This is a genomic window from Gardnerella sp. C0684A1, from assembly GCF_055326835.1.
The window spans coordinates 169,531-194,280 of the sequence record NZ_JBLTSX010000003.1 but is presented as its reverse complement, the minus strand read 5'-3'; the positions used below and the strand labels follow the sequence as shown (position 1 = coordinate 194,280).

The following is a 24,750-nucleotide window of genomic DNA, read 5'->3' as shown; positions in this document are numbered from 1 at the left end:
ATCAAGGAAGGGCGTGACCGTCGTGCAACAGATACATAAGCAAGAAGCAGATGCAGATGTGCTGATAACCACAGGTAAGAGGTCGATTAATAGAGTACTGGTTTCAGTATTTTGTAAAGATGGTTTGGAGCCGCTAGCTGAAGCTTTTGTAAAAGCTGGCACTGAAGTAGTTTCTACAGGCTCTACAGCTGCTCGACTTACGCAGCTTGGTGTTGCTGTTACTGAAGTTTCTGACGTTACCGGCTTTCCGGAAAGTCTTGATGGAAGGGTGAAGACTTTAGATCCGCATATTCATGCTGGAATTCTTGCAGATATGAATAATGCTGATCATGTAAAGCAGCTTGAAGATTTAAACATAAAGCCATTTGATGCTGTAGTAGTAAACCTTTATCCGTTTGTTGACACTGTTATGAGCGGTGCTGATAGTGACGCAATTATTGAGAAGATTGATATTGGTGGACCTTCTATGATCAGAGCTGCCGCTAAAAATCATAATTCTGTTGCAGTTATTACTGATCCTGCAGATTACCAGCTTTTAGCAGATCGTGTGGCTTCCGGCGAAGGATTTAGTTTGCAAGAACGAGAATATCTTGCCGCTAAAGCTTTTGAGCATACTGCAGCTTACGATGCTGCAATATCTCAGTGGACTCAAAAATCTTGGCCAAAGCCGGAAAGCTTGAATACAAACGTTGTTGAAGACGAGTCTAAAAATGCTGAAACTGTGTTGCTTCCAGCAGACTACACGCGAACTTGGCATTTGGAGCATGAGCTTCGTTACGGCGAAAACCCACACCAGCAGGCCGGATTGTACGTGGATCCTTTGCATAAGGGTGGTTTAGCTCAAGCTGAACTTCTTGGCGGAAAACCTATGAGTTACAACAATTATGTTGATGCTGATGCTGCTTGGCGTGCAGTATGGGATTTTGCTCCGCAAATTGCAGTTGCTGTTTGCAAGCATAATAATCCTTGCGGATTGGCGATTGGGGAAACTGCTGCAGAAGCTCATAAAAAAGCTCACGCTTGCGATCCTGTAAGTGCTTACGGTGGTGTGATTGCTGCAAATACTACAGTAACTTTGGAAATGGCAGAAAGCGTGCGTCCAATTTTCACGGAAGTTATTGTTGCTCCAGACTACGAGCCTGAAGCTTTGGAATTGCTTCGCACTAAGAAAAAGAATCTTCGTATTTTAAAGGTTGCAAATCCGCCAGTTTTGGATTTGCAAGTGCATCCTATTGACGGTGGTGCGCTAGTGCAGTCGGCAGATAAAATTGACGACTTTGGTGACGATCCTGCTAATTGGACTCTTGTTTCTGGAAATCCTGCAGATGCTGATACTTTGCGCGATTTAGAGTTTGCTTGGCGCTCACTTCGTTGCGTAAAGTCTAACGCCATTTTGCTTGCGCACGACAATGCTACTGTTGGCATTGGTATGGGCCAGGTTAATCGCGTAGATTCATGCCATTTGGCTGTTGAGCGTGCGAATACTTTGGCTGATGGGGTTGAGCGTGCTCGCGGAGCTGTTGCGGCTTCCGACGCATTCTTCCCATTTGCCGATGGTCCGCAGATTCTTATTGAAGCTGGCGTTCGCGCAATTGTACAGCCTGGTGGATCTATTCGCGATGAGGAAGTGTTTGAAGCTGCGCGCGCAGCCGGCGTAACGATGTACACTACCGGCACTCGCCACTTCTTCCACTAAATCCGTAAATCATTAAGTAAGTAAATATCCTGAAGATGCAGCGTTTGTTATAACTTCAAGCGCTGCATCTTCTGCGTTATGTCCTAAAAGAATTTATGTCTTATTATCTAGTTATTGCGAAGCAGGTATGATACAAGTATGACTAAGAGTGAAAAGCAGATTGAATCTAATAAAACAGAGCATCCTTATGTGTCAGAAAAACGCGAGGGTAAGCCTTATGCTGAGTGGATTGTAGCACTTATAGTATGCGTATCTGCTGTCTTAGCATTTTTTGGGCATACAAAAGCCGCCACAATTATTATTTCTGTGACGGCTATTGCTTTAGGTTTAATGCGATTAATACTTCGCAAACGCAGTCCGTGGAAAGTGCGTTCTGTACTTTTTGACTCTATACTGAGTATTTTTCTTGGGATCGGTTTGCTCGGAACTTATCTATCAATAATATTCATGGTATGAGTGCATCAGCATTATGTTAAGCTAACGCACTCATATGCGCATTTTATTTTATTTGCTTAATGTGTCGAGGGTTTCTTCATCGTCAGTTTCATTATTTTCATTACTTTCATTACTTTCATTACTTGAAACTGATTCTTCAGAATTATTCAACAATTCAAACTTGCTGCTGCGTTTATGAGAATTAAGTTTGTGTGCAGAAGTATGATTTGCTTTTTCTGCTGCAAGAATTATGAGTTTTCCTGCCAAAGCTAGGAAGCCTACAATTGCTGCAGCGAAAATTGGTGCAACAAAGAATACCCAAAGTTGGTTAAGAGGAGGGGTTATAGAAGATTTTGGATTAGCTAAAACTGCTACAGCAGTTGATCTAGCAGGATTCAAACCAACATTAGTTGCGTAGTATGTTAGCAAAGCTGCTACAACATAAGCAACACCAATATACCCAACATAGCCTTTCTTAGCTTTGCCATTTTCGTCCATATTGTTTATTGCAGTAGCAACAACAATTACAGTTGCAATAGTTTCAATCACAAGAGCCGATATAACTGTAAACGTTAAATTATATTGGAAGTGGAATTTTGCAAATGGGAAAGAAACATTGTAACTGTTCGTTGCAGCTGAATACCAGTCAGACATTTTCATATCTTTTAAACCAACTTTTGGAGTAATCAATGGAATAGTAAAAGCTGCAGCAAAAGCACCAACGAATTGTGCAATTATATAGAATAATCCGTCTAAATATTTTGTTTTTCCGGTAAGCATTGCTGCTATTGTTACAGCAGGGTTTACATGACTGCTGTGTAATCTTATAAAAGCAGAAATTGCACAAGAATAAGCAAGACCAGTTACAAGAATAGTAACAGTATTAGTAACAATATTTTGATCTTGAATCAAATTAAAGAATATAGAAACTGCGTATATTACTAGCATCGCGAAGAAGCTTGCGGCAAATTCTATTGCAATTCGTAGAATGAGCGGAAAAGTAGGTTTTGCATTATTCTGCAACCCTTGTGAAGATGTATCTGTCATATTAGATTCCTCAATACATGCGTAATAACACATTGTTATACAATTTTATTAAAAATTACGTTTGTTATACTATCACGGCCATGCCATACGGTAACATAAATAGTTGCGGTGATTTTCAAATTTTCACAAATTTTATAAAAAGCCGCACAGTAATTAGTTTAAAAATAACGAATTGTCGATTATTTAGCGCTGTAGTTTTATTAATTAGTGCGAATAATTGTTTGATAATTCTTTAGGTCACGTTGGGAGAACGATGCCAAACGCATATTCCCGCGCCAATCAGGCGCATTCAGATGACAACAACGCCATTCGACTGCAGAAGCTGCTTGCTGAAGCGGGATTTGGTTCAAGACGCAAATGTGAAGAGATTATTCTAGATGGGCGTGTTGAAGTAGACGACGAATTGGTAACAACACTGGGTACTAGAGTAGATCCAAAACGCCAAAAAGTGCGTGTTGATGGTTCTAGAGTGAAATTTAATACGAAATTAGTAACTCTTGCTTTGAATAAGCCTAAGCGTGTTCTTAGCGCAATGGACGATCCAAAAGGGCGTTTCACTTTAAGAGACATTGTTGGAGACAAATACGAGCGAATTTTCCACATGGGACGTTTGGATTACGATTCTGAAGGTCTTATTTTAATGACCAACGATGGTGAGCTAAGCCAACATGTTATGCACCCAAAGTATGAAGTTGAGAAAACTTATATTGCAACTGTTGAAGGAAAGATCAACGGTTTGGTTTGCAGACGCTTGGTTTCGCAAGGCGTAAATCTTGAAGACGGTTGGATTAAGCTCGATCGCTGCGCAATAATCGACCAGAATCACGATGCAACTATTGTAAAAGTTGTGTTGCACTCTGGTAAGAATCGTATTGTGCGAAGAATTTTTGGAGCAGTAGGATACCCTGTAAAGCGTCTTGTTCGTACGCAAATTGGCCCTATTAAATTGGGTGACTTAAAAGCTGGATCGTATCGAGTGCTTTCTCAAACAGAAGTGCGCTCGCTTTCTAAGGAGGTTGGCCTGTGATTTGCGTAGCAATTGATGGACCAGCAGGAGTAGGTAAATCTTCTACTTCTCGTGCTTTAGCGCAATACTATGGTTTTGCGTATTTAGATACGGGCGCAATGTATAGAGCTGCTGCTTGGTGGTGCTTGAAACAAGGTATTGATTTAAGTACGCAACTTGAATTGGATGAAGAAGGAAATCCTGTAAATCCAGCGGATACTGAACGTTTTAATCAAATTGTTGAAGCCGTTGGAGCTTTGTTCACTGAAAGTGACGCTGATTTTAGCGTTGATCCTAAAAATCCTGTAGTGACTGTCGAAGGTGAGGATATTAGCGAAGAATTGCGTTCTGGAGAAGTTTCTTCGCATGTGTCTACTGTATCTTCAATTCCTGCAGTTCGCCGTATGCTTATTGCTGCTCAGCGTGCGTATATTGCTTCAGAGTCTAGTGAAGATTCTTTCTCAGGCGGAGAAGGAATAGTTGCAGAAGGCCGCGATATCACTACTGTTGTGGCTCCTAATGCACAAGTTCGCGTGCTTCTTACTGCTCGTGAGGAAGTGCGTCAAGCTCGCAGAAACAAGCAGGATATTGCGCAAGAAAATTTGCAAAATAATGAATCTAAGAATAATGAATCTGAAGAAGACGATATTCGCGCTCGTGACGCTAAAGATTCTAAAGTTACGCATTTTCTTCAAGCGGCAGACGGCGTTACAACTCTCGATAATTCTGATTTGACTTTTGAGCAGACTCTTGACGCTCTTGTTGAAATGGTTGATGCTGCGATTGAGCAGGATGAGTACGACCGTTATGCAGCTAATCTTGAAGGCTACGATCTTGACGATGAAGATCGTGCGCTTCTTCGAGGCGACGAAGTAAATCAAGACAATGCGAAAGATTCTAAAGCTGTTGGAGTAATTGCCGTTATAGGTCGACCAAACGTTGGAAAATCAACGCTTGTAAATCGTATTTTAGGTCACAGAGTTGCTGTTGTAGAAGATACTCCAGGTGTTACGAGAGATCGCGTAAGCTACGACGCTGAGTGGGCCGGAACCAACTTTAAGCTGGTTGACACTGGTGGCTGGGAAGCAGATGTTGAAGGAATTGATTCTTCTATTGCTCAGCAAGCTCAAGTAGCAGTGCGTTTAAGCGATGCTGTGATTTTCCTAGTAGATGGCCAAGTTGGTTTAACAGCTACCGACGAGCGTATTGTTTCAATGCTTCGTGCTGCAGGTAAGCCTATTACTTTGGCAGTTAACAAGGTTGACGATGCTAGAAGCGAGTATTTAACTGCAGAGTTTTGGAAGCTCGGAATGGGTGAGCCTTACGGAATTTCTGCAATGCACGGAAGAGGCGTTGGAGATTTGCTTGACGCGGCTCTTAACTCTTTAAAGAAAGCGAATAAAACTTCAGGATTCTTAACTCCAGAAGGACTTCGCAGAGTTGCTTTAGTAGGCCGTCCAAACGTTGGTAAGTCTTCGCTTTTGAATCATTTAGCTCACGAAGAACGTTCTGTTGTGAACGATTTGGCTGGAACTACTCGAGACCCTGTTGATGAGGTTGTGCGAGTTGATGGAGAAGACTGGCTGTTTATTGACACTGCTGGTATTAAGCGCAGGCAGCATAAGCTTACGGGTGCTGAATACTATTCTTCACTTCGTACGCAAGCTGCGATTGAGCGTTCTGAACTTGCTTTGATTCTTTTCGATTCTTCACAGCCGATTGCAGAGCAGGATTTGAAAGTTATGAGCCAGGCTGTGGACGCTGGTCGCGCAATCGTACTTGTTTTTAACAAGTGGGATTTGATGGACGAATTTTCCAGGCAGCGCATGGAACGCTTGTGGAAAACTGAGTTTGAGCGCGTAACTTGGGCTGAGCGCGTAAATCTTTCCGCAAAAACAGGATGGCATACGAATCGTCTTGCGCGTGCTATGCGAACAGCTTTAGACAGCTGGGATAAGCGTATTCCTACAGGCAAGCTGAACGCTTTCTTAGGGCGTATTCAGTCTGCTCATCCGCATCCTTTGCGAGGCGGAAAGCAAGCGAGAATCTTGTTTGCTACGCAAGCTTCTACGCGCCCTCCTCGTTTTGTAATATTCACAACCGGCTTCTTAGAGCACGGTTATCGTCGCTTTATTGAGCGTTCTCTTCGAGAAGAGTTTGGATTCGAGGGAACTCCTATTCAAATCTCAGTAAAAGTACGAGATAAGAAGAAGCGTAAGTAAAGCGCAAGTAAATAAATTTGCGATTAAAGTCACGAGTAAAGCTTAAGTAAAGTAGGAGCGTATATGGCTGGTTTGGGCGAGTTAGCTTTTGATTTGCATCATGCTAGCGAAGATGAGATTTTTCAGGCATTTGTTGATTGGGTTAAAGATAACAAGCATGTAGATTTGTGGCCGCATCAAGAAGAATCCGTTATGGATTTACTTGCAGGAGACCATGTTATTTTAAACACTCCAACAGGTTCTGGAAAGTCGCTTGTCGCGCTCGGTATGCATTTTGCGGCACTCGCCACCGGCAGACGCTCCTACTATACTGCGCCAATTAAAGCTCTTGTATCCGAAAAATTCTTCGATTTAGTAGCTATTTTTGGGCGTGACAACGTTGGTATGATTACAGGCGACTCGCATATTAATGCGGATGCTCCAATAATCTGCTGCACGGCGGAAATCTTAGCAAATCAAGCCTTACGTGAAGGCGCAAACGCTGAAGTTGATTGCGTTGCAATGGACGAATTTCATTACTATGGCGATCCAGAGCGCGGATGGGCTTGGCAAGTGCCGCTACTTACGCTTCCAAATACGCAATTCTTACTTATGAGCGCAACTCTTGGAGACGTATCGGATATTGCGGAACGCTTAGAAAAATCAACAAAACGTAGTGTTGATATTATTGCAGACGCGCCAAGACCAATACCGCTTGAATACGAGTACACAGATAAGCCGCTTGCCACAACTGTAGAACTCTTATTTAACAAGGGTTTAACTCCAATCTACGTAGTTCATTTTTCGCAAGATGCAGCTTTGGAAACAGCGCAAGCGCTTGCTAGTACGGGAGTTTCAAGCAAAGAGCAGCGAGACAAAATTGCTCAAGCGATTAAAGGAACTAAATTTACTACAGGCTTCGGCAAAATTTTGCAAAGGCTACTGCGCACTGGCGTCGGCGTTCATCATGCTGGTATGCTTCCGCGCTACCGTAGGCTTGTAGAACAGCTAGCTCAGCAAGGATTGCTGCCGGTTATTTGCGGCACAGACACTCTCGGCGTTGGTATTAACGTGCCAATTCACTCGGTTGTGCTTACAGCTCTTACAAAGTTTGACGGGAACCGTAGTCGAAAGCTTCGCGCTCGCGAGTTTCATCAAATTGCAGGACGTGCAGGCAGAATGGGATTCGATACTGAGGGCTTAGTAGTTGCAGAGGCTCCAGAGTTCGAGATTGAGAATGCGCGAGCTGTTGCAAAAGCTGGAAATGATCCTAAGAAGCTTAAAAAAGTTAAGCGTAAGAAAGCTCCAGAAGGCTTTGTTGTTTGGGGTGAGCAGACATTTACTAAGCTTATTGAAAGCGCTCCAGAAACTTTGAATCCTCACATGGTTGTAACGCACTCAATGATTTTGAACGAAGTTACGCAAGGTGGGGATGCTAGAGCGCGCGTTGAAAAACTTATTGAAGATAGCGCACAAAAGCCGCAAGATAAAGAAAAATTGCTTGAGCGTTGCGACGATATTTTCCAAACTTTGCTCGATACTAAAGTCATTGAATGCAGAGAGATTTCGGATGGTTCTTGTGATTATGATCTTGATATTGCTATGCCAGAGGGCTTTGCGCTAGATCAGCCGCTTTCTCCGTTCTTGCTCGCAGCTTTGGAACTTCTAGACCCAGAATCTCCAAGCTATGCGCTTGACGTAATTTCTATGGTTGAATCAACTTTAGATGATCCTAAGCCTGTGCTTCGTGCGCAAGAGCGTAAGGCTCGCGATGCTGCAATGGCTGGTATGAAGGATGATGGCATTGATTACGAAGAGCGCATGGAACGCTTAGCTGAAGTTAGCTATCCTAAGCCTTTGGAAGATTTGCTAGCTCCTGCTTTTGCGCAATATCGCAAGGATGTTCCGTGGGCAAACGACTATTGGATTAAGCCTAAATCTGTGCTTCGAGACATGGTTGAAACCGCCTCTGATTTTACTGGATACATTTCTCGTTATGGCATTGCTAGAAGTGAGGGAACGCTTCTTCGTTACCTTTCGGACGCTTACCGTTCGCTTGCTCGCACTGTGCCAGAAGACATGCTTAACGAAGAATTGCGTGACATTATTTCGTGGCTTCGTCTTGTTGTTCGCTCTATTGATTCAAGTCTTGTTGACGAGTGGGAAAGTGCAGGAGGATCGGATGCTGAAGCTAGCGCTGTAACTATGGCTGCGCCTTCAACTTCTGAGTCTGTAGTTGAGGATCGTCGCGGTCTTATTGTGTTGATTCGAAACGCAATGTTCCGTCGTGTGCAGCTTATGGATTTGGAAGATGCGGATACTTTAGGGGAGCTTGACAAGGCTTGGGGCTACGGCGTTCACGAGTGGAATGATGTGCTTGACGACTATTACGATGAGCACGAGTATGTTGGAATAGACGCCAAGGCTCGAAGTGGAGACTTGTTTATTTTGGATGATTCGCTTGAGAAGAGTGAACATTCGTGGAAAGTTCGGCAGATCATTGACGATTCAGACGGAGATCATAATTGGGCTATTACTGGCGTTGTTGATTTGGATGCAACGCAAGATGAAGGCGAAGTTGTGTTCTTCGATTATCAGGTTTCGCACGTGTGATTTTTAAAAATGTGCTAACAGAACGCAGAACGCAGAAGTAGAAGCAGAATGCAATCGAACGTTTGTTCTATATGTAGTGTAAGCTGGTATTTATGGAGCAAGATTTATTTGCAGCAAGTAGCGCACCAAGTGATGTAACGCGTCCTTTGGCAGTTCGTATGCGACCGAGCGCTATCGAAGACGTTCTTGGGCAGACTCATGCGCTAAAAGATGGTTCTCCTTTGCGCAGGCTTGCAAATCCTCAATCTAAAGGTTCTCTTACATCTCCAAGTTCTGTTGTGTTGTTTGGGCCTCCAGGAGTTGGTAAAACTACGCTTGCTTATATTGTGGCTCAACAGTCTGGTCGCGTGTTTGAAGAGCTTTCTGCTGTAACTTCTGGAGTTAAAGATGTTCGAGCGGTGCTAGATCGCGCGCATGAGCGTTTAGTTAGTAAAGGTCAAGAAACAGTTCTGTTTATTGACGAAGTTCATCGTTTTTCTAAATCTCAGCAAGATGCTTTGCTTCCAAGCGTAGAAAATCGCGATGTAACTTTTATTGGAGCTACTACCGAAAATCCAAGTTTTTCAATTATTAAGCCATTACTTAGTAGATCAGTAGTTGTTAAACTTGAGTCTCTTAGTGTAGAAGATTTGCGCACGCTTATTGAACGCGCAATTTCTAGCGAAAATGGTCTTAATAATCAGCTTAAAATCGACGATGACGCTATTGATTCTATTATTCGTTTAAGCGGGGGAGATGCTCGCAAAACTCTTACTATTTTAGAGGCGGCGGCAGGAGCAGTAACAGGAGATGTTTCGTTGCAGTATGGCAAAAAGAAGCCTGTTATTACTGCCGATATTGTTTCTAACGTAATGGATACTACTACAGTTCGCTACGACAAAGATGGCGACGATCATTACGATGTGATTTCTGCTTTTATTAAGTCGATGCGCGGAAGTGATGTTGACGCTTCTTTGCATTATTTAGCGCGAATGCTTAGAGCTGGGGAAGACCCGCGTTTTATTGCAAGGCGAATTATGATTGCTGCTGCTGAAGAAGTTGGCATGGCTGCTCCGCAAATTTTACAAGTAACTGTTGCTGCAGCTCAAGCTGTTGCTTTAATCGGAATGCCAGAAGCGCGCATTATTCTTTCTGAAGCTGTGATTGCTGTAGCAACTGCTCCTAAATCAAACGCAAGCTATAACGCTATTAATAAGGCTTTGCAAGATGTTGATGCTGGAAATATTGGTCAAGTGCCTCTTCATTTGCGAAACGCTCCAACTGCTTTGATGAAAAGTTGGGGCAATCACGACGGGTACAAGTATGCTCACGATTATCCGGGTGCTGTAGCATCTCAGCAATATATGCCAGATGAGCTAGTTGGTCGCGAATACTATCAGCCGTCGAATCGCGGCTATGAGCATGAGCTTACTCAGCGCTTATCTCAAATCCGCAACATTCTTCATAAATCCGATGACAATAAATAAAGTCAATAATTAAAAGGCTCCTTAGAATTTTAAGAAGCCTTTTAATGCAGTATTACTATTTTTTTAAGAGAGTTTTATTCGCGCACGAGCATAATGTGATCAACATCTTCACGAGTTGAGACGCGGAAAAGTACAAAACGATTGCCTATTACTTGCACGATTTCAGCGCCGAGCTTTTGAGAAAGTGCATCAGCAGCTTCTTTAGCACTTAAGCCAGAACCATCTTGCACAGCGCATTTCATGAGTTCGTGGTACTGCATAGTTTCGTCTGCCTGCTTCACAGCTGCATCAGTAATATCGTTCTTGCCAACGTATAAAAGTGGGCTTAGCGTATTAGCTAGCGCGCGAAGCTGCTTAATCTGCTTCTTTGTCAATGCCATAAGGCGTCCTTTCAAATGCAAGTCTTATAACGCAAAAGTTATTGCATAAGTTACACAAGTGCTTAACGGATTATACAGTATATTGCGAATTGTTGCATATTGCTAATAGAAACGTAATATTCCGAACGTAATAATCGCGCTAACAAAACCAACGGCCACAACTAATAGCAGCACGTCTTTTGCGCTAACTTTTAACGTGTGCAAATGAGACCTTGTTGCGCTTGGTGTGTAGCAGCGAGTGTCAAGTGCTAAAGAAAGTGTTTCTGAGTGGCGAATAATGCCTGCAAAAGCAGGAACAATAAGCGAAGATATTGCGTGAATCCGTTTGCAAATTGAGCCGTCCCGTATGCTTCCACCTCTAGCGGTTTGAGCGTGCGCAACTTCTACTGCCTCGTTAGAAAGCGTTGGTAAAAATCTCAATGCTAGGCTCATAATAAGCGATATTTCCTGCGTTGGCACTCCAATAGTTTTAAGCGGCGACAGTAAAGACGTGCAAGCTTCGGTTAGTACTGTTGGGCTTATTGTCATAACTAATATTGCGCCAATAATAATTACAAGCGAGAATCTTGTGGCAAATAGTATTGCGCAATTAATTCCGTCGTAAGTTACAATAATCGGCCCAAGTTTATAAAGTATTTTGCCTGTGCGAACGGCAAGAATATTAAGCAATCCCGAAAAAGTAAATATTGCAATAAGCATGTGTAGTGAAGAAATTAGTTTTATGAATTGTATTTTTGCGACAATAATTAGACACAGTGTGGCAAAAGCAAGAACAGCTAACTGCGTGTAATGAGTGATGCTAAAAGCGCTTAGCATGAGCATAAAGCAGGATATAAGTGTTATTCTGGGATCAAAAGAGCTAAGTAGTGAGGTTGATTTTTCTTGCGAAGTTTCTTCCTGTTTAATCGTTTCTTGTGATGATTTATTTTTATCTTCTAAACTTTCACTTTTGTTTGCCTTTAGTGTTACTAATCTTGCTCCTAAAGATTTTGCTTCTTGAAGATTATGCGTAATCATAACTATTGTTACGCCTTGATTATTAAGAGTTCGAAGAATTTCTAGAATGCGCAACGATGCTTCAAAATCTAATCCTGCTGTTGGTTCATCAAGCACAAGTACTCGCGGTCTAAAAGCAAGAACGCCCGCTATTGCTACAAGACGCTGTTGGCCGCCGGAAAGAGAAAAAGGAGATTTTTCTGCCAAATTTTCAAGATTAAGCAGTCTCAACGTTTCATCTACACGTTCTTTAAGGGCGTCTCCTTTTATCCCAAAATTTTTAGGACCGTAAGCAACATCTTCGCGTACAGTTTCTGCAAAAAGTTGCTGTTCTGGAAGCTGCATAACGTAGCCAATAGTTTTGCGTAAGTTTTGCCGATTCTTTTTAGAAGTTTTTTCACTAACAGGTATTTTTTCTACGCTTATAGAACCAGATTCTGCTTTTAATAATCCGCACAAAGCTTTCGCAAGAGTGGATTTTCCACAGCCGTTTTCGCCCATTATTGCAACTATTTCACCTTCATTTACATCAAGTGAATAGTCGTTAATTACAGCTGGAGATTTATCATCGTATTTAACTGTTAAGTGTGATATTGAAATTGCTTTATTTGTATGTGCGCTATCGCTTATACTTGCGTTTTGCTTCGCATAATTATTAATATTTTCCTGCGCTTTTTTTGAAAAACTATATTTAGAATTGTTGGAATATGATTCCAGTTTTTCTAAACAAATTTCGTGAAGCCCCCCATTTTCTAGCAGAAGTATGCGATCTGCATTCTGGCATTCGTCAATTCTATGTGTAATCTGCACAATACTCGTGCCGCTTTTATGCAAATCGTCAAATAATGTGTCAACGTTTTCGCGAGATTTAGAGTCGAGCATAGAAGTAGGCTCGTCTAGCACAAGTAGCTTTGACTGCATTGCAATAGATCCTGCTAAAGCAACTTTCTGCATTTGTCCTCCACTCATAAGACTCGGGTTAGAAAGTCTATGATTTTGCATGTGAACAGCTTCTAAAGCATTGTTAACAAGTTTTCGCATTTTATGCTGTTCTACGTTTAAATTTTCCAGTCCAAAAGCAACATCATCTTCAGTAACAGTAGTAACAATCTGATCTTCTGGTCTTTGGAACAGAGCGCCAATAAATTTTCGCGCATTTTTGTAAGCGTCAGCATAAGCAGTAGTATTTTCAAAAACTTTTTCGCCGCACAATTTAACATAGCCGCTATCCGGAGCTGTTAAACCGGCAATAATCTTTGCCAGCGTTGATTTGCCAGAACCATTTTTTCCCACAATCGCTACGCGTTCGCCGGAGCGAATTGTAAGACTTAGATTGTTAAGTGTCCAAGTTTTTCCATCATCGTAGCTGAAGCAAATATTTCGCAACACTACTAGAGTATTGTTTTCAACTGCGCAATTTTGAGTTTCGTTCATACTACTGCTTGTGCTGGTATTTTGCATAGTTTATGCCGTTTATAAGATTTACTTGCTGTGGTGAAGTAGTTTAGAAACTGGTTTATAAACAAGCATTGTTACTACAACGTGAAGCGCAAGTTTAATAATATTAAACGGTAACAGTGCTGGAATAATAAGAGCCACAACCTGCGAAACAGTCATGTGAGCGTAAAGAGGAGTAATAACAAGATTTCCTGCTATTGCGAGCGCAATAGCAACAATAGAGCCTGCCGAAAGTGCAATGATTGCGCCTTTTTTGGTATGCATTTTTTTGTATACGATTGCTGCTGTAACGCTAGCTCCTAAAGATACGAGTACGGCCATCACGGTTCCGAGTGGATTAGTAAAGAGGTGTGGTGCAAAACCGAGTATGCTTACGATTGCTGCTGCAGCCGGTCCGTATGCGAATCCTGCTACAAGACACACGATTCCAGAAGGATCGTATTTTAGGAATGAAAAGTCTGGAATAAGCGGGAATTCTATGAAGCTTACTGCCATTGAAAGTGCTACAAATAGCGCATATTTCGCAATTTTTTCGCTTGACCATTGAGTGTTATTGGCGTTTGTTTGATGATTATGAGTATGCGAAATTCCCATGGTGGGTCTCCGTTTCTTCCATCCGGACTGTAACCGTTGGCTTCGGAATTGAACCGAATCAGCAGCTTGTATGCCGCTCGCGGGCTTCGAAAATGCTTGTAATGCTATGTTTCGTTACCGCCAGTAAGGATTTTCACCTTCCCTGAAACTACTATTCTTTTTTATCTCAAGCTAAGAACATTGTGAACTTTTCGTGACGTGCTGATTCTTTTATGTGTTATGGTGGCGAGGGTAAGTGCGAGAATACCAGTATGAGCAATATGGGTAAATTGAAGAATACTAGTGTAAATACTATTGATAAGTTGGCTGTTGTTGTGGTCACTTATAAGCGTCAAGAATTATTGGAACATTTATTCCATTCTTTTGAATGCTTAAACGAATGCCCTTGGCGTATTGTTGTTGTTGACAATGAGCAGAGTGATGAAACTCGCAGTATGGTGCATGGCTTGGAAGATGCTTTAACTGCTCGTTGGGGAAAAGCTGAAAAAGATTCTGAAGGAAATCAATCGCACGTTGTTTATGCTCCTCAGTCTGAAAATCTTGGCGGAGCTGGCGGTTTTAGTGCTGGTGTTAAGAAAGCTTATGAGCTTGGTGCCAAATGGTTTTGGGTTATGGACGATGATGTTGAAACTGTTCCTGAAGCTATTGAACGTCTTGCACCTTGGACTAAGCGTCACGCGGTTATTCAAGGTAGCCGTTTAGATTATGACGGTGGTAATTTCTACTGGCAGTATGATTTTTTGGTTCCTCTTGGTATTCCTAATCCTATTGCTCCGGCCAAATTTGGTCGTTGTGGATATCGTGTTATGAATACGATGTGCTTCGAGGGTGGTTTGATTCGTCGCGATATTGTTGAGAAAATTGGTTTTCCTGATTCTCGTTACTTTATTTATTGGGATGATACTACTTATGGGTATCTTGCTAGTAAAGTAACGAATCCAATTGTTATTCCAGATATTATTCTTCGACGTACGCGTGATATTCCTAATTGGGATATTGCTGGCGTTCGTCAATTAAATTCTACTTCTGACATGAATCGTTACCATATTATGAGAAATCGTGGTTTTATGGCGCGCTATTTTATGGTTCATGGCGATTTTCGACCGTTTATGTTTGCGATTGGTACTGCTTTAACTGCTGCGAAGGAAATTATTCGCTTGTTTGCAGTTGATCGTGAGCATATTTTTTCTGGTATTCGTAAGTTGTTTACTGGCTGGGTTGCTTCTAGAAAAATTTTGCATGATGGTTCATGGAAACCTATGCCTACTTTGAAATAGTTTTCTGTTCGAAGTTTGTATGTAGCTATGGTTTAAAGTTATGATTTAAACGTTCAGCTTTTGAATTTGCTTTATACTAGCTAATAGTCTCATAGCATAATTTTTAAGCGTGTCGTGTAAATAATACGATAGAATGGACGTGATATTCCATTGTCCGCATTCAGAGGAGAGTGTTAACGATGATTGACACAGCACAAGCGTTTGGTGTTGATATTGGTGGTTCTGGTATCAAAGCTGCACCGGTAAATTTGGAGAAGGGTGAGTTCGCTGAGCCGCGTTATAAGATTCTTACTCCTGCAGTTTCTACGCCTCAGGCTGTTGCTGATATTGTTCGTCAGCAGTTGGAACATTTTAACGTTACTCCAGATGTTCCAGTTGGTATTGCTTTCCCAGCTCCAATCAAGCCTGGTAAGAAGCTAGAGTTTATGGCGAATCTTGATCAGTCTTGGATTGGTGTAGACGTCACTGAAGTATTCAGTGAAGCTTGCGGCAGACCTGTAACTGTTGTTAACGATGCCGATGCAGCTGGTTTAGCAGAACAGCATTTTGGTGCTGCAAAAGATAAAGATGGTTTAGTTATTGCAACGACTCTTGGAACAGGTATTGGCACTGCTTTGATTTATAACGGTGTTCTTATTCCAAATACTGAGCTAGGTCATATTCAACTTGAAAAAGGTAAAGGTGATGCTGAAAAGTATGCTGCTTCTTCAGTTCGCGAAAAGTTGGATATGGGTTATAAGAAGTGGGCTAAGCGTTTGACTAAGTACTACGGTTTGATGGAAAAGTACTTCAACCCAGATTTGTTCGTTGTTGGCGGTGGCGTGAGCCGAGTAAGTGAAAAGTTCTTGCCACATATCGATATTAAGACTCCTATAGTAGTTGCTTCGCTACACAATGAGGCTGGTATTATTGGTGCAGCCTATTACGCGATGCAACAACGGGAGAAGTAAGGTGACCCTGCGTAGTTGATAATAAAGAAGATGAGCGCTACGCAGAAGTAAAGTGCGCTAGGTGAGATGATTCTATTCCTCGCCTAGCGCACTCTTATATTAGATAATAAATTTTTTTAAAAACGTTAATTTTTAAGAAAACCTACTCGTATCGACTATGAGATAGTGTAGTTAGGTGCGTTTTTCTTCTCGAGTTGATGTTAGCGAGCCAAATCCTATTATTCTGGCTCAGCGCGAAGCTGTGTCGCGCGGTATAAAGCTTACAAAACTTAATGATTCTAATCCTACTTCTCACGGACTTGCACCAAAATGTTTGAGTTCTAAATATGTTGCTGATCCGCGTGGACCGAAGGAAGTGCGCAAACTACTTGCAGATTATATTAACAATCGAGATAATCGTGGTAGTAGTAGCAATAATTCTGCTGCGCTTCTTAATCCTGATAATTTATATGTTCTTTCTTCAACATCCCAAGCTTACGCATGGTTAATGATGCTTCTTTGCGATGCTGAAGATGCTGTGCTAGCACCAACCCCAGGATACCCATTAATAGAATCTATAGCGCGATTGCAATGCGTAAAAACTATTAATTATCCGCTTAGATATGACGGATCCTGGACTATAGATTTAGTTAAAGTGCGTGAACTTTTAGAGGATTCAAGTAATAGAATTCGTGCTCTTGTGTTAATTAATCCGAATAATCCAACTGGATCTTATATAAAGCCGCAGGAGAGAGCGGAACTGTTAAAACTGTGCGCAAAAAATCAAGTTGCAATTATTGCTGATGAAGTGTTTTACGGTTATAGTCTTGAACCTTTTACCGGTAACAAGCGTTTAGCTGGAGAAGAATCAACGCTTGTTTTTGCGCTTGATGGATTCTCTAAAATGTTAGCTGCTCCTCACGCAAAAGTTGGTTGGATTGAAATATCTGGACCTAATCTTCTAGTAGATGAAGCAAAAAAGCGTCTTGATGTTATTGCAGATGACTTTTTGCCGATTGGTTCTACTGTAGCAGATAGAATTCCTGAACTTTTAGGCTACGCAAACGAGCAAACTAATATTGTTCTTAATCGAACCAGAAATAATTTGCGGATTTTGCGTGAAATATTAGCAAGTTGGCCATGCTGTTGCGTTAGCGCACTTAGAGCGGAAGGCGGATGGAATATTCTCCTGCGCGTACCTTCATGCCTTGATGATGATGATTTATCAATTAGGCTTATGAAAGATTATGCGCTAGTGTCACAGCCTGGATACTATTTTGATATGCCAGTAAGTGGGTATTTGGCTCTTTCTCTTCTACCTGAAACTGAGAAATTTGAGGCTGGTGTTCGCTCGCTGCTTACTACTGTAGATAGAATGATTTCTGAACTTTCTTGATCTAAAAGTATTTTAACTACTTTTAAATATTTTAATTAATACATGAAAGTAAACAGATTTTTTGCAATATGCCACAGTGAAGGGTAGAAGCGTATCATTGAATCTTCTCGTCCTGTTACGAACCAGCTTAAGAAATTAATTGCTATAGAGAAGAACAAGAAAGCAAGTATTGCAGCTCTTAATGCGTATACGAAAATCTTTTTTATAATCGTATCTTCATCTGATAAAGTAGCATATTTTTGAACAACCACAGCGATACCAATAACTGCAGCAAGTGCGAAAGACCAAGCAAAATCAGCAATATAACGCCAACCTATACCAGCTTTAAGACTGTCAAAAATTACTAAAATTATTCCTGCAAATACGTATAGTGCAGAATAAAAATACGATATTTTGCTCTTATAATTTTTTCGCATTATAAGCGCCGCTACAACTCCTATAAACACTAGAGGGCATAGTGCAAAAAGACCGCCAATCATAGGCTCTGCGTATTGCCAACGGTCAAAAGCAATAGGTTGAATTCCAATCCAAGGGAAGGTTGGTATGAATCGCAAAGGAAGAGCTAAATAACTTAATATTGACGGTATTATGTTGCTCTTCGGCAGTTTCATGGTAGTCATATCCGTAATAGTGATTTGATATTCGTTACCAAAGTTCAGTGGAGAGCCGAAACGAAGCATATTGTAAATTCCGAAAGGAATTGCAGTTAGTACAACTGGCATAATCCAAGCGCACAGTAAGCGCAGTAATTTACTCAAATTGTAAGCAACTTTTGTATGATTAAAAATATTAATAACGCATGATAATACGCGTTTATATATAAGCGGAATAGCCAAAAGTATTGCTATTGCAAAAGTTGGTCTGCAACCAATATTTAATGCTATAAAGAAAGAACCTAAAGCTAGTCTTTTAAGCGAAAGATTATTATCTTCTTCTCGTATTGCACCGCAGTAGAACCATAATCCAAATGATGTGAAAGCTAGCGAGGCAGCCATAGGTACTGAATAGAACGATGTGCGGAACAGCAGATATGAAGTGTTTGAAGCAATGAAGAAGAAAGTTAGCGAAAGAGTTACTAATGCTAAAGAAGGATTTTTAACAGTTTTTTGTAAGAGTCTTATTACAAGAAGTGAACCTGCAATGAAGAAGAAAGTTAGGAAAACCAAAGTTGCTGCGGAGGTTGGTAGCATTGCTCCGCCAGGAACCCAAATCTGTGATATTAGTTGATACGGTAAGAAAAGTAATACTGCTGGGAGTAGTCCAAAATATGAATACCAGTGACCGTTGTAATATGCGTAATCCCAGTAAATGTTGCTTACACCGTTTTTAAGCAGCTCATTTCTTGCAGCAGGATCATAAGGGTTACTCAACTGAGTTAGTTCTTTAGGAACTGGAAGCATGAGATGAGTTTTTCCGTGAAGTAATGCGTCTGCAGTGTGAGCGTATTGATCAAAATCGTATGTGTAATTTCCTGGAATGTAGAAACGCATTCTAGTTGCAGCTTGTATGGACCAGATAATAACTGCGATTGTTATAACGATTGAAGGAACCCAAGACGCTACAAGAGCAAATCTTTGCTTTCGACTGCGCGTATTAAGTGGCATGCTCCACAATCTTGACCAAGGATTCCACAAAGCTAACATTATGGAAATTAAGGCTAGTATTGTTACGCGCAACCAAGACCACGTAAATTGTGCGCGCGCATTTGCTCTAACATCTTCTATGTCTAGAACTGTACCAGCAGGATGTTCTAGCCAAACTCGTAGAGTATTAGTTGCTCCGCGTGATTTTGGCGGCATAGGTAGTAAAGCTTCATCAAGAATGCACGGATTGGCGTGTAAAGGTTTTCCAGCATACTTATTTACGTCAATTCGTACATGAATATCACAAGTAATATTGTATTTAGAATTTTTAGCAGGCTCTTTTATTGAACGTTGCAGTCTTATGTAAGGTGAAGATCCGTCAGAAACAACTTCTAAGTACGCTTCAGTAGGATCTGTTATTAGAAGACCTCCGGTTTTTAATCTTGTTACGCCAGAACCTAGAGTATTGTGTGCGAAAGCACTGTCTGTACTTGCAGAAATACTGCTCCAAAATTGTATATTTCCAAGCGTGCATTCAAAGGCACTGATAAGTAGAACAATAAGAAGTGGTATGCGTATAGTGTGCCAAACACGTTTCAGTACATGATGAGTGCAATTACAATTATCAAATGAACTGCTTAAGTTCTCTACTGTAGATTTTTTTACGCAGTTTACTTTCGCTAAATTGTGTGCGTGAGAAATATTATCATTAGACTGAGTTTGCGTTTGAGACGCGGAATCTAGTGTCTGTTCACATCCCATAATTGCACCTCATATTGTTTTCTTTGTTTGCGCACTTACTACTTTAGTAGCTACTTTAGTAACTATTTTAGTTGCTACTCTTCTGCTACCAAGTCAAGATACTCGTCATTCCACAAGTCTTCATCGCCATCCGGCATAAGAAGAACTCGTTCCGGCTGTAATGCTTCAACAGCACCCTCATCGTGTGTAACTAAAACTATTGCGCCCTCATATTTTGCAATAGCTTTAAGTATTTCGTCACGAGAAGCAGGATCAAGATTATTTGTAGGCTCATCGAGAAGCAATACGTTAGCTTGAGATGTAACAAGTGTTGCGAGCGCAAGACGCGTTTTTTCGCCGCCTGAAAGCACTCGAGCAGGTTTCATAGCGTCGTCGCCTGAAAACAGGAAGCTTCCAAGCATAGAACGCGCTTGCGTATCGTCCAAATTTGGTGCAACATGCTGTAGATTTTCCAACACAGTCGCGTCTAAATCCAAAGTATCGTGTTCCTGAGCAAAATATCCGATTTTGCAGCCGTGACCATATTTTACTTCGCCAGTATCTGCTGTTTCTTCTCCTGCTAAAATACGCAATGTTGTAGTTTTACCAGCACCGTTGTATCCCAAAATAACAACTCGAGAACCTTTGTCTATTGCAAGATTAATTCCCGCGAAAACAATATTAGAACCATAAGCTTTAGAAATATCTTTAGCCATAATAGGTGTTTTGCCGCAAGGAGCTGGTTCAGGGAAACGAATGTCTGCAACTTTTTCGCGGCTTTGAGCCTCACTTGTTTCACTGAGCAAACGTTCGGCTCTACGCATCATATTCTGCGCAGCAACAGCCTTCGTAGCTTTTGCATGCAAGCGAATACCTTGCTTCATAAGACGTTCTGCCTTCTTTTCGGCAACTTCGCGCTCTCTACGGCGACGCTCTTCATCTACTACGCGCTGATGCAAATAAGCCTTCCAACCCATAGAATACATATCTATTTGAGCAAGCTGAGCGTCCAAATGCCACACTTTATTTACTACTTCATCAAGCAGCTCAGTTGAGTGCGAAATAACAAGGAATCCACCTTCGAAACGTTTCAAATAGTTTCGCAACCATATAATAGAGTCTGCATCTAAATGGTTTGTAGGTTCGTCAAGAATTAATGTGTCTGCGTTAGAAAACAGAATACGTGCGAGCTCAATACGCCTGCGCTGGCCGCCGGAAAGAGTTCCTAAAGATTGCTGCATAACTTCTTGCGGAAGACCTAAGCTTGTTGCCATTGATATTGCTTCGGATTGTACAGAGTAACCGCCTGCTTTTTCAAAATCTTGCATAGCTTTGTCGTAGCGGTTCATAGCTTTAGTTATGACATCCGGGTCTGGGTCTGTCATTTCTTTTTCAGCCTTGCGGATTCTAGAAACAATAGAAGAAATATCGCGAGCGCTCATAATACGATCAATTACGCTTTGCTCGGGATCAGCTGCATGTGTATCTTGAGGAAGATATCCTAAACCTCCACTTACTCGAATAGAACCTCCAGCAGGAAGCATATCTCCTGTAATCACGCGTGTAAGAGTAGTTTTGCCTGCACCGTTACGACCAACTAAACCGATTTTATCTCCTTTAGTAACGTGAAAATCGGTAGGGTTTAGCAGTGTGCGCGCACCAATTTGTATGGTCAATGCTTGTGCGTCAATAGGCATAATATGTATCCGTTTCCCAAAAATTAGGCTTCTGTTGTGTGTGTATTTAATAAAGTATTAGCCAAACTCACCATTATACTGTTAGGCTGTCACGAAGAGCTACTTAGAACATTATTTTGTGCTTCATTCAACAAAATAAAGTAAATTTTACTTTTTCGAACACTTGTTCTATACTTAGTAAGTGTAATTTGTTTTTGGGGGAGTAGCGTATGCGTGGAGGTGTGTTGTGAATAATAAAGTAAGTCAGCAATCTGATATATTACAAGTATTGCTTAATAATGCTCCACTTAATGAGCATGACGGCACTATAGTATCAGATTTATCTAAAGTTCCTGCTGAATGGAAAATAACAATTCAAGGCGCTCGCGAACATAATCTAAAAAATGTTAGTTTGTCTATTCCTAGGAACCGTATGGTGGTATTTACCGGACTTTCAGGATCTGGCAAATCTTCTTTAGCTTTTGACACATTGTTTGCAGAAGGACAACGTAGGTATGTTGAATCTTTAAGCGCGTACGCTAGGCAATTTTTAGGAAGAATGGATAAGCCTGACGTTGATTTTATTGAAGGATTGAGTCCAGCTGTTTCTATTGATCAAAAAACTACGAATCGTAACCCTCGTTCTACTGTTGGAACTATTACAGAAATATACGATTATTTAAGATTATTATTTGCTAGAATTGGTATTCCTCATTGCCCTGAATGTGGTCAACTTGTTAATGCTCAAACACCTCAACAGATGACAGATACATTACTGTCATTGCCTGAACGCACGAGATTGCAAATTTTAGCTCCAGTGGTCAGAGGAAGAAAAGGAGAGTTTAAAGATACTATCGAATTATTGAGATCAGACGGGTATGCGCGCGCAATTATTGACGGTAATATGTGTGAGCTTTCTGAAGATATTACTCTCGAAAAGCAGAAAAAACATACTATTGAAGTTGTTATTGATCGTCTAGTTATAAAAGATGGTATTAGAGTTCGTCTTACAGATTCTATAGAAACGGCTTTGAAACTTTCAAAGGGCGTTATGATTGCTGACTTTGTCGATGAGCCGAAAGATTCTTCTAATCGTCGTCAATCTTTTTCTGAGAATCGTTCATGTCCTAACAATCATCAACTAGAACTTGATGAAATTGAGCCAAGAACCTTTTCGTTCAACGCTCCTTATGGAGCATGTCCAGAATGTTCCGGAATTGGGTACAATCTTGAGATTGATCCTGAACTAGTTATTCCAGACCCTGATAAATCTCTTGCTCAAGGCGCTATTGAACCATGGTCAATGAATAAAGCTGCAGGTATGTACTATCAGCATATACTTTCCGGCCTTTCACAAGATTTAGGTTTTAGTATGAACACTCCTTGGAAAGATTTGCCAGAAAGTGTTCAGAAATCAATCATGTATGGCCATGATTTCAGCGTAAAAGTTTCATACAAAAACAGGTGGGGTAGGCAACGTGAATACTCTACAGGTTTCGAAGGCGTTGTACGTACTCTTATGCGAAAGCATGATGAAACTGATTCTGATCAAATGCGACAGTATTATGAGTCATACATGCGTGAAGTACCGTGCCAAAAGTGTCAGGGAAAGCGTTTACGTCCAGAAGTTCTTGCAGTAACGGTATCAGATACTTCAATATCTGAAGTTTGCGATATGCCAGTTGAAAAAAGTTTGCAGTGGGTAAATTCACTCAAGTTAGAAGGTTCAAAAGCGCTTATTGCAGGAGAAGTTCTAAAGGAAATACGTGCTCGACTTGGATTTTTAAATGATGTTGGTTTAAACTATCTAACTCTTTCAAGAGCAGCAAAAACACTATCTGGTGGTGAAGCGCAACGAATCAGATTAGCTACACAAATAGGTTCAGGTTTAGTAGGAGTAATGTACGTACTGGATGAGCCTTCTATTGGGTTGCATCAACGAGATAATGAGCGTCTAATTGCAACACTTCATCACTTACGCAACCTTGGCAACACTCTTATAGTTGTTGAGCATGATGAAGATACAATTCGTCAAGCAGACTGGCTTGTAGATATTGGCCCTGAAGCTGGAGAGCATGGCGGTGAAGTTGTTTATTCTGGTCTTTCAACAAATATTGTTAAAGCAAAACGCTCAATTACTGGAGATTATATTTCAGGAAGAAAATCAATAGAAGTGCCTAAAAATAGGCGTTTGGTTGATTCAGAACGCATGCTTAATATTATTGGTGCTAAAGAGCATAATCTTAAAAATATTGATGTAAGTATACCTTTGGGAGTATTTACCTGCATTACAGGAGTGTCAGGATCTGGTAAATCAACACTAATAAATTCTATTCTTTACCCAGTTCTTGCAGATAAGCTTAATGGAGCACGAATTGTTCCAGGAAAGCACAAGAGAGTAGAAGGCCTAGAGTATTGCGACAAAGTGGTTCATGTAGATCAGAATCCTATAGGCCGTACGCCTCGATCTAATCCTGCAACATACACGGGAGTATGGGATAAAATCCGTTCGCTTTTTGCACAAACAGCAGAAGCAAAAGTTAGAGGTTACGGCCCTGGAAGATTCTCATTCAATGTTAAAGGTGGTCGTTGCGAAGCGTGTCATGGTGACGGTACTTTAAAAATCGAGATGAATTTCCTGCCGGATGTGTACGTAGAATGTGAAACATGTCACGGAAAAAGATATAACAGAGAAACTTTGGAAGTTACTTATAATGGCAAGTCTGTTTCTGATGTTCTTGACATGTCTATTTCTGAGGCAGCAGTATTTTTCAAAGCTTACCCTTCTATTTCACGTTATTTAGACACTCTTGTACAAGTTGGATTAGGTTATATTCGTTTAGGACAAAGTGCCACAACACTTTCCGGCGGTGAGTCTCAGCGAGTAAAACTTGCCACAGAATTGCAACGTAGATCTACAGGAAAAACTGTTTATATTCTTGACGAACCTACTACAGGTCTTCATTTTGAGGATGTTAGAAAACTTTTAACAGTTCTTCAATCCCTTGTAGATAAAGGTAACAGTGTTATTGTTATTGAGCATAATCTTGATGTTGTAAAGTCTGCTGATTGGATTATTGATTTAGGGCCAGAAGGGGGAGATTCTGGAGGAACTGTTGTTGCTCAAGGAAGTCCAGAAAGTGTTGCACTATGTGAAAAAAGTTGGACTGGTAAATTCCTTAAGCAAATGCTTAACAATAAATAGAATGCGATCAACCTTTACAGTCTGCTGCAACTTTTAGGTAAATAAATTTTT

The 24,750-nt window shown here is 41.0% G+C and carries 16 protein-coding genes and 1 riboswitch; of the genes, 10 read left to right on the top strand and 6 right to left on the bottom strand.

Annotated features, from left to right (window positions below):
* Positions 1-22: 22 nt before the first annotated feature.
* Positions 23-1,696 (top strand): bifunctional phosphoribosylaminoimidazolecarboxamide formyltransferase/IMP cyclohydrolase, encoded by a 1,674-nt coding sequence (purH, locus tag ACNEUN_RS04130; RefSeq protein ID WP_463631097.1) that lies wholly within the window; start codon positions 23-25, stop codon positions 1,694-1,696.
* Between the two features lie 138 nt (positions 1,697-1,834).
* Complete coding sequence (locus ACNEUN_RS04125; RefSeq protein WP_427876822.1) at positions 1,835-2,152, top strand: DUF3017 domain-containing protein; 318 nt, start codon at positions 1,835-1,837, stop codon at positions 2,150-2,152.
* 48 nt (positions 2,153-2,200) lie between these two features.
* Here ACNEUN_RS04125 and ACNEUN_RS04120 read toward each other — a convergent pair whose 3' ends face one another.
* Entirely contained in the window at positions 2,201-3,178 is a 978-nt protein-coding gene (locus ACNEUN_RS04120) for an MIP/aquaporin family protein (protein WP_463631003.1), read from the bottom strand.
* A gap of 253 nt (positions 3,179-3,431) precedes the next feature.
* Here ACNEUN_RS04120 and ACNEUN_RS04115 point away from each other — a divergent pair, with 253 nt between their 5' ends.
* From ACNEUN_RS04115 to ACNEUN_RS04100, 4 genes are all read left to right on the top strand, one after another.
* Positions 3,432-4,205: a pseudouridine synthase gene (locus ACNEUN_RS04115; protein ID WP_427876826.1), complete on the top strand. Its 774-nt coding sequence runs from the start codon at positions 3,432-3,434 to the stop codon at positions 4,203-4,205.
* A complete protein-coding gene (gene der / locus ACNEUN_RS04110) occupies positions 4,202-6,406 on the top strand; it encodes a bifunctional cytidylate kinase/GTPase Der (RefSeq protein WP_463631001.1) in 2,205 nt (734 codons plus the stop codon). The genes ACNEUN_RS04115 and der overlap by 4 nt, the downstream gene beginning before the upstream one ends.
* Before the next feature lie 63 nt (positions 6,407-6,469).
* On the top strand, positions 6,470-8,998 hold the full coding sequence (locus tag ACNEUN_RS04105) for a DEAD/DEAH box helicase (RefSeq protein ID WP_463630999.1): 2,529 nt from the start codon (positions 6,470-6,472) through the stop codon (positions 8,996-8,998).
* A 92-nt stretch (positions 8,999-9,090) separates the two neighbouring features.
* Complete coding sequence (locus tag ACNEUN_RS04100) at positions 9,091-10,464, top strand: replication-associated recombination protein A (protein ID WP_463630997.1); 1,374 nt, start codon at positions 9,091-9,093, stop codon at positions 10,462-10,464.
* A 74-nt stretch (positions 10,465-10,538) separates the two neighbouring features.
* Here ACNEUN_RS04100 and ACNEUN_RS04095 read toward each other — a convergent pair whose 3' ends face one another.
* From ACNEUN_RS04095 to ACNEUN_RS04085, 3 genes are all read right to left on the bottom strand, one after another.
* The gene (locus ACNEUN_RS04095; protein ID WP_463630995.1) at positions 10,539-10,844 is read right to left on the bottom strand and encodes a YhbY family RNA-binding protein; all 306 of its coding nucleotides are present in this window, start codon (positions 10,842-10,844) and stop codon (positions 10,539-10,541) included.
* A gap of 102 nt (positions 10,845-10,946) precedes the next feature.
* Positions 10,947-13,274, bottom strand: a complete 2,328-nt coding sequence (locus ACNEUN_RS04090; protein ID WP_463630993.1) for an energy-coupling factor transporter ATPase — start codon at positions 13,272-13,274, stop codon at positions 10,947-10,949.
* Positions 13,275-13,322: 48 nt separating this feature from the next.
* Positions 13,323-13,892, bottom strand: coding sequence for an ECF transporter S component (locus tag ACNEUN_RS04085; RefSeq protein WP_427876837.1), 570 nt, complete (start codon positions 13,890-13,892; stop codon positions 13,323-13,325).
* 6 nt (positions 13,893-13,898) lie between these two features.
* Positions 13,899-14,046: riboswitch (FMN riboswitch) on the bottom strand.
* Positions 14,047-14,143: 97 nt separating this feature from the next.
* On the opposite strand from ACNEUN_RS04085, the gene ACNEUN_RS04080 reads away from it, so the two are divergent.
* From ACNEUN_RS04080 to ACNEUN_RS04070, 3 genes are all read left to right on the top strand, one after another.
* Positions 14,144-15,169: a glycosyltransferase family 2 protein gene (locus tag ACNEUN_RS04080; RefSeq protein WP_463630991.1), complete on the top strand. Its 1,026-nt coding sequence runs from the start codon at positions 14,144-14,146 to the stop codon at positions 15,167-15,169.
* Positions 15,170-15,348: 179 nt separating this feature from the next.
* Positions 15,349-16,119 (top strand): polyphosphate--glucose phosphotransferase, encoded by a 771-nt coding sequence (gene ppgK, locus ACNEUN_RS04075; protein WP_427876841.1) that lies wholly within the window; start codon positions 15,349-15,351, stop codon positions 16,117-16,119.
* Between the two features lie 175 nt (positions 16,120-16,294).
* Positions 16,295-17,494, top strand: coding sequence for a pyridoxal phosphate-dependent aminotransferase (locus ACNEUN_RS04070; protein WP_463630989.1), 1,200 nt, complete (start codon positions 16,295-16,297; stop codon positions 17,492-17,494).
* A 35-nt stretch (positions 17,495-17,529) separates the two neighbouring features.
* Here ACNEUN_RS04070 and ACNEUN_RS04065 read toward each other — a convergent pair whose 3' ends face one another.
* Together ACNEUN_RS04065 and ACNEUN_RS04060 are read right to left on the bottom strand one after the other, a co-directional pair.
* Positions 17,530-19,839 (bottom strand): beta-carotene 15,15'-monooxygenase, encoded by a 2,310-nt coding sequence (locus ACNEUN_RS04065; RefSeq protein WP_463630987.1) that lies wholly within the window; start codon positions 19,837-19,839, stop codon positions 17,530-17,532.
* A 74-nt stretch (positions 19,840-19,913) separates the two neighbouring features.
* Complete coding sequence (locus ACNEUN_RS04060; RefSeq protein ID WP_463630985.1) at positions 19,914-21,515, bottom strand: ABC-F family ATP-binding cassette domain-containing protein; 1,602 nt, start codon at positions 21,513-21,515, stop codon at positions 19,914-19,916.
* 226 nt (positions 21,516-21,741) lie between these two features.
* Between ACNEUN_RS04060 and uvrA the strand changes: the two genes are divergently transcribed.
* Positions 21,742-24,699, top strand: a complete 2,958-nt coding sequence (gene uvrA / locus ACNEUN_RS04055; RefSeq protein ID WP_463630983.1) for an excinuclease ABC subunit UvrA — start codon at positions 21,742-21,744, stop codon at positions 24,697-24,699.
* Positions 24,700-24,750 lie beyond the last annotated feature (51 nt).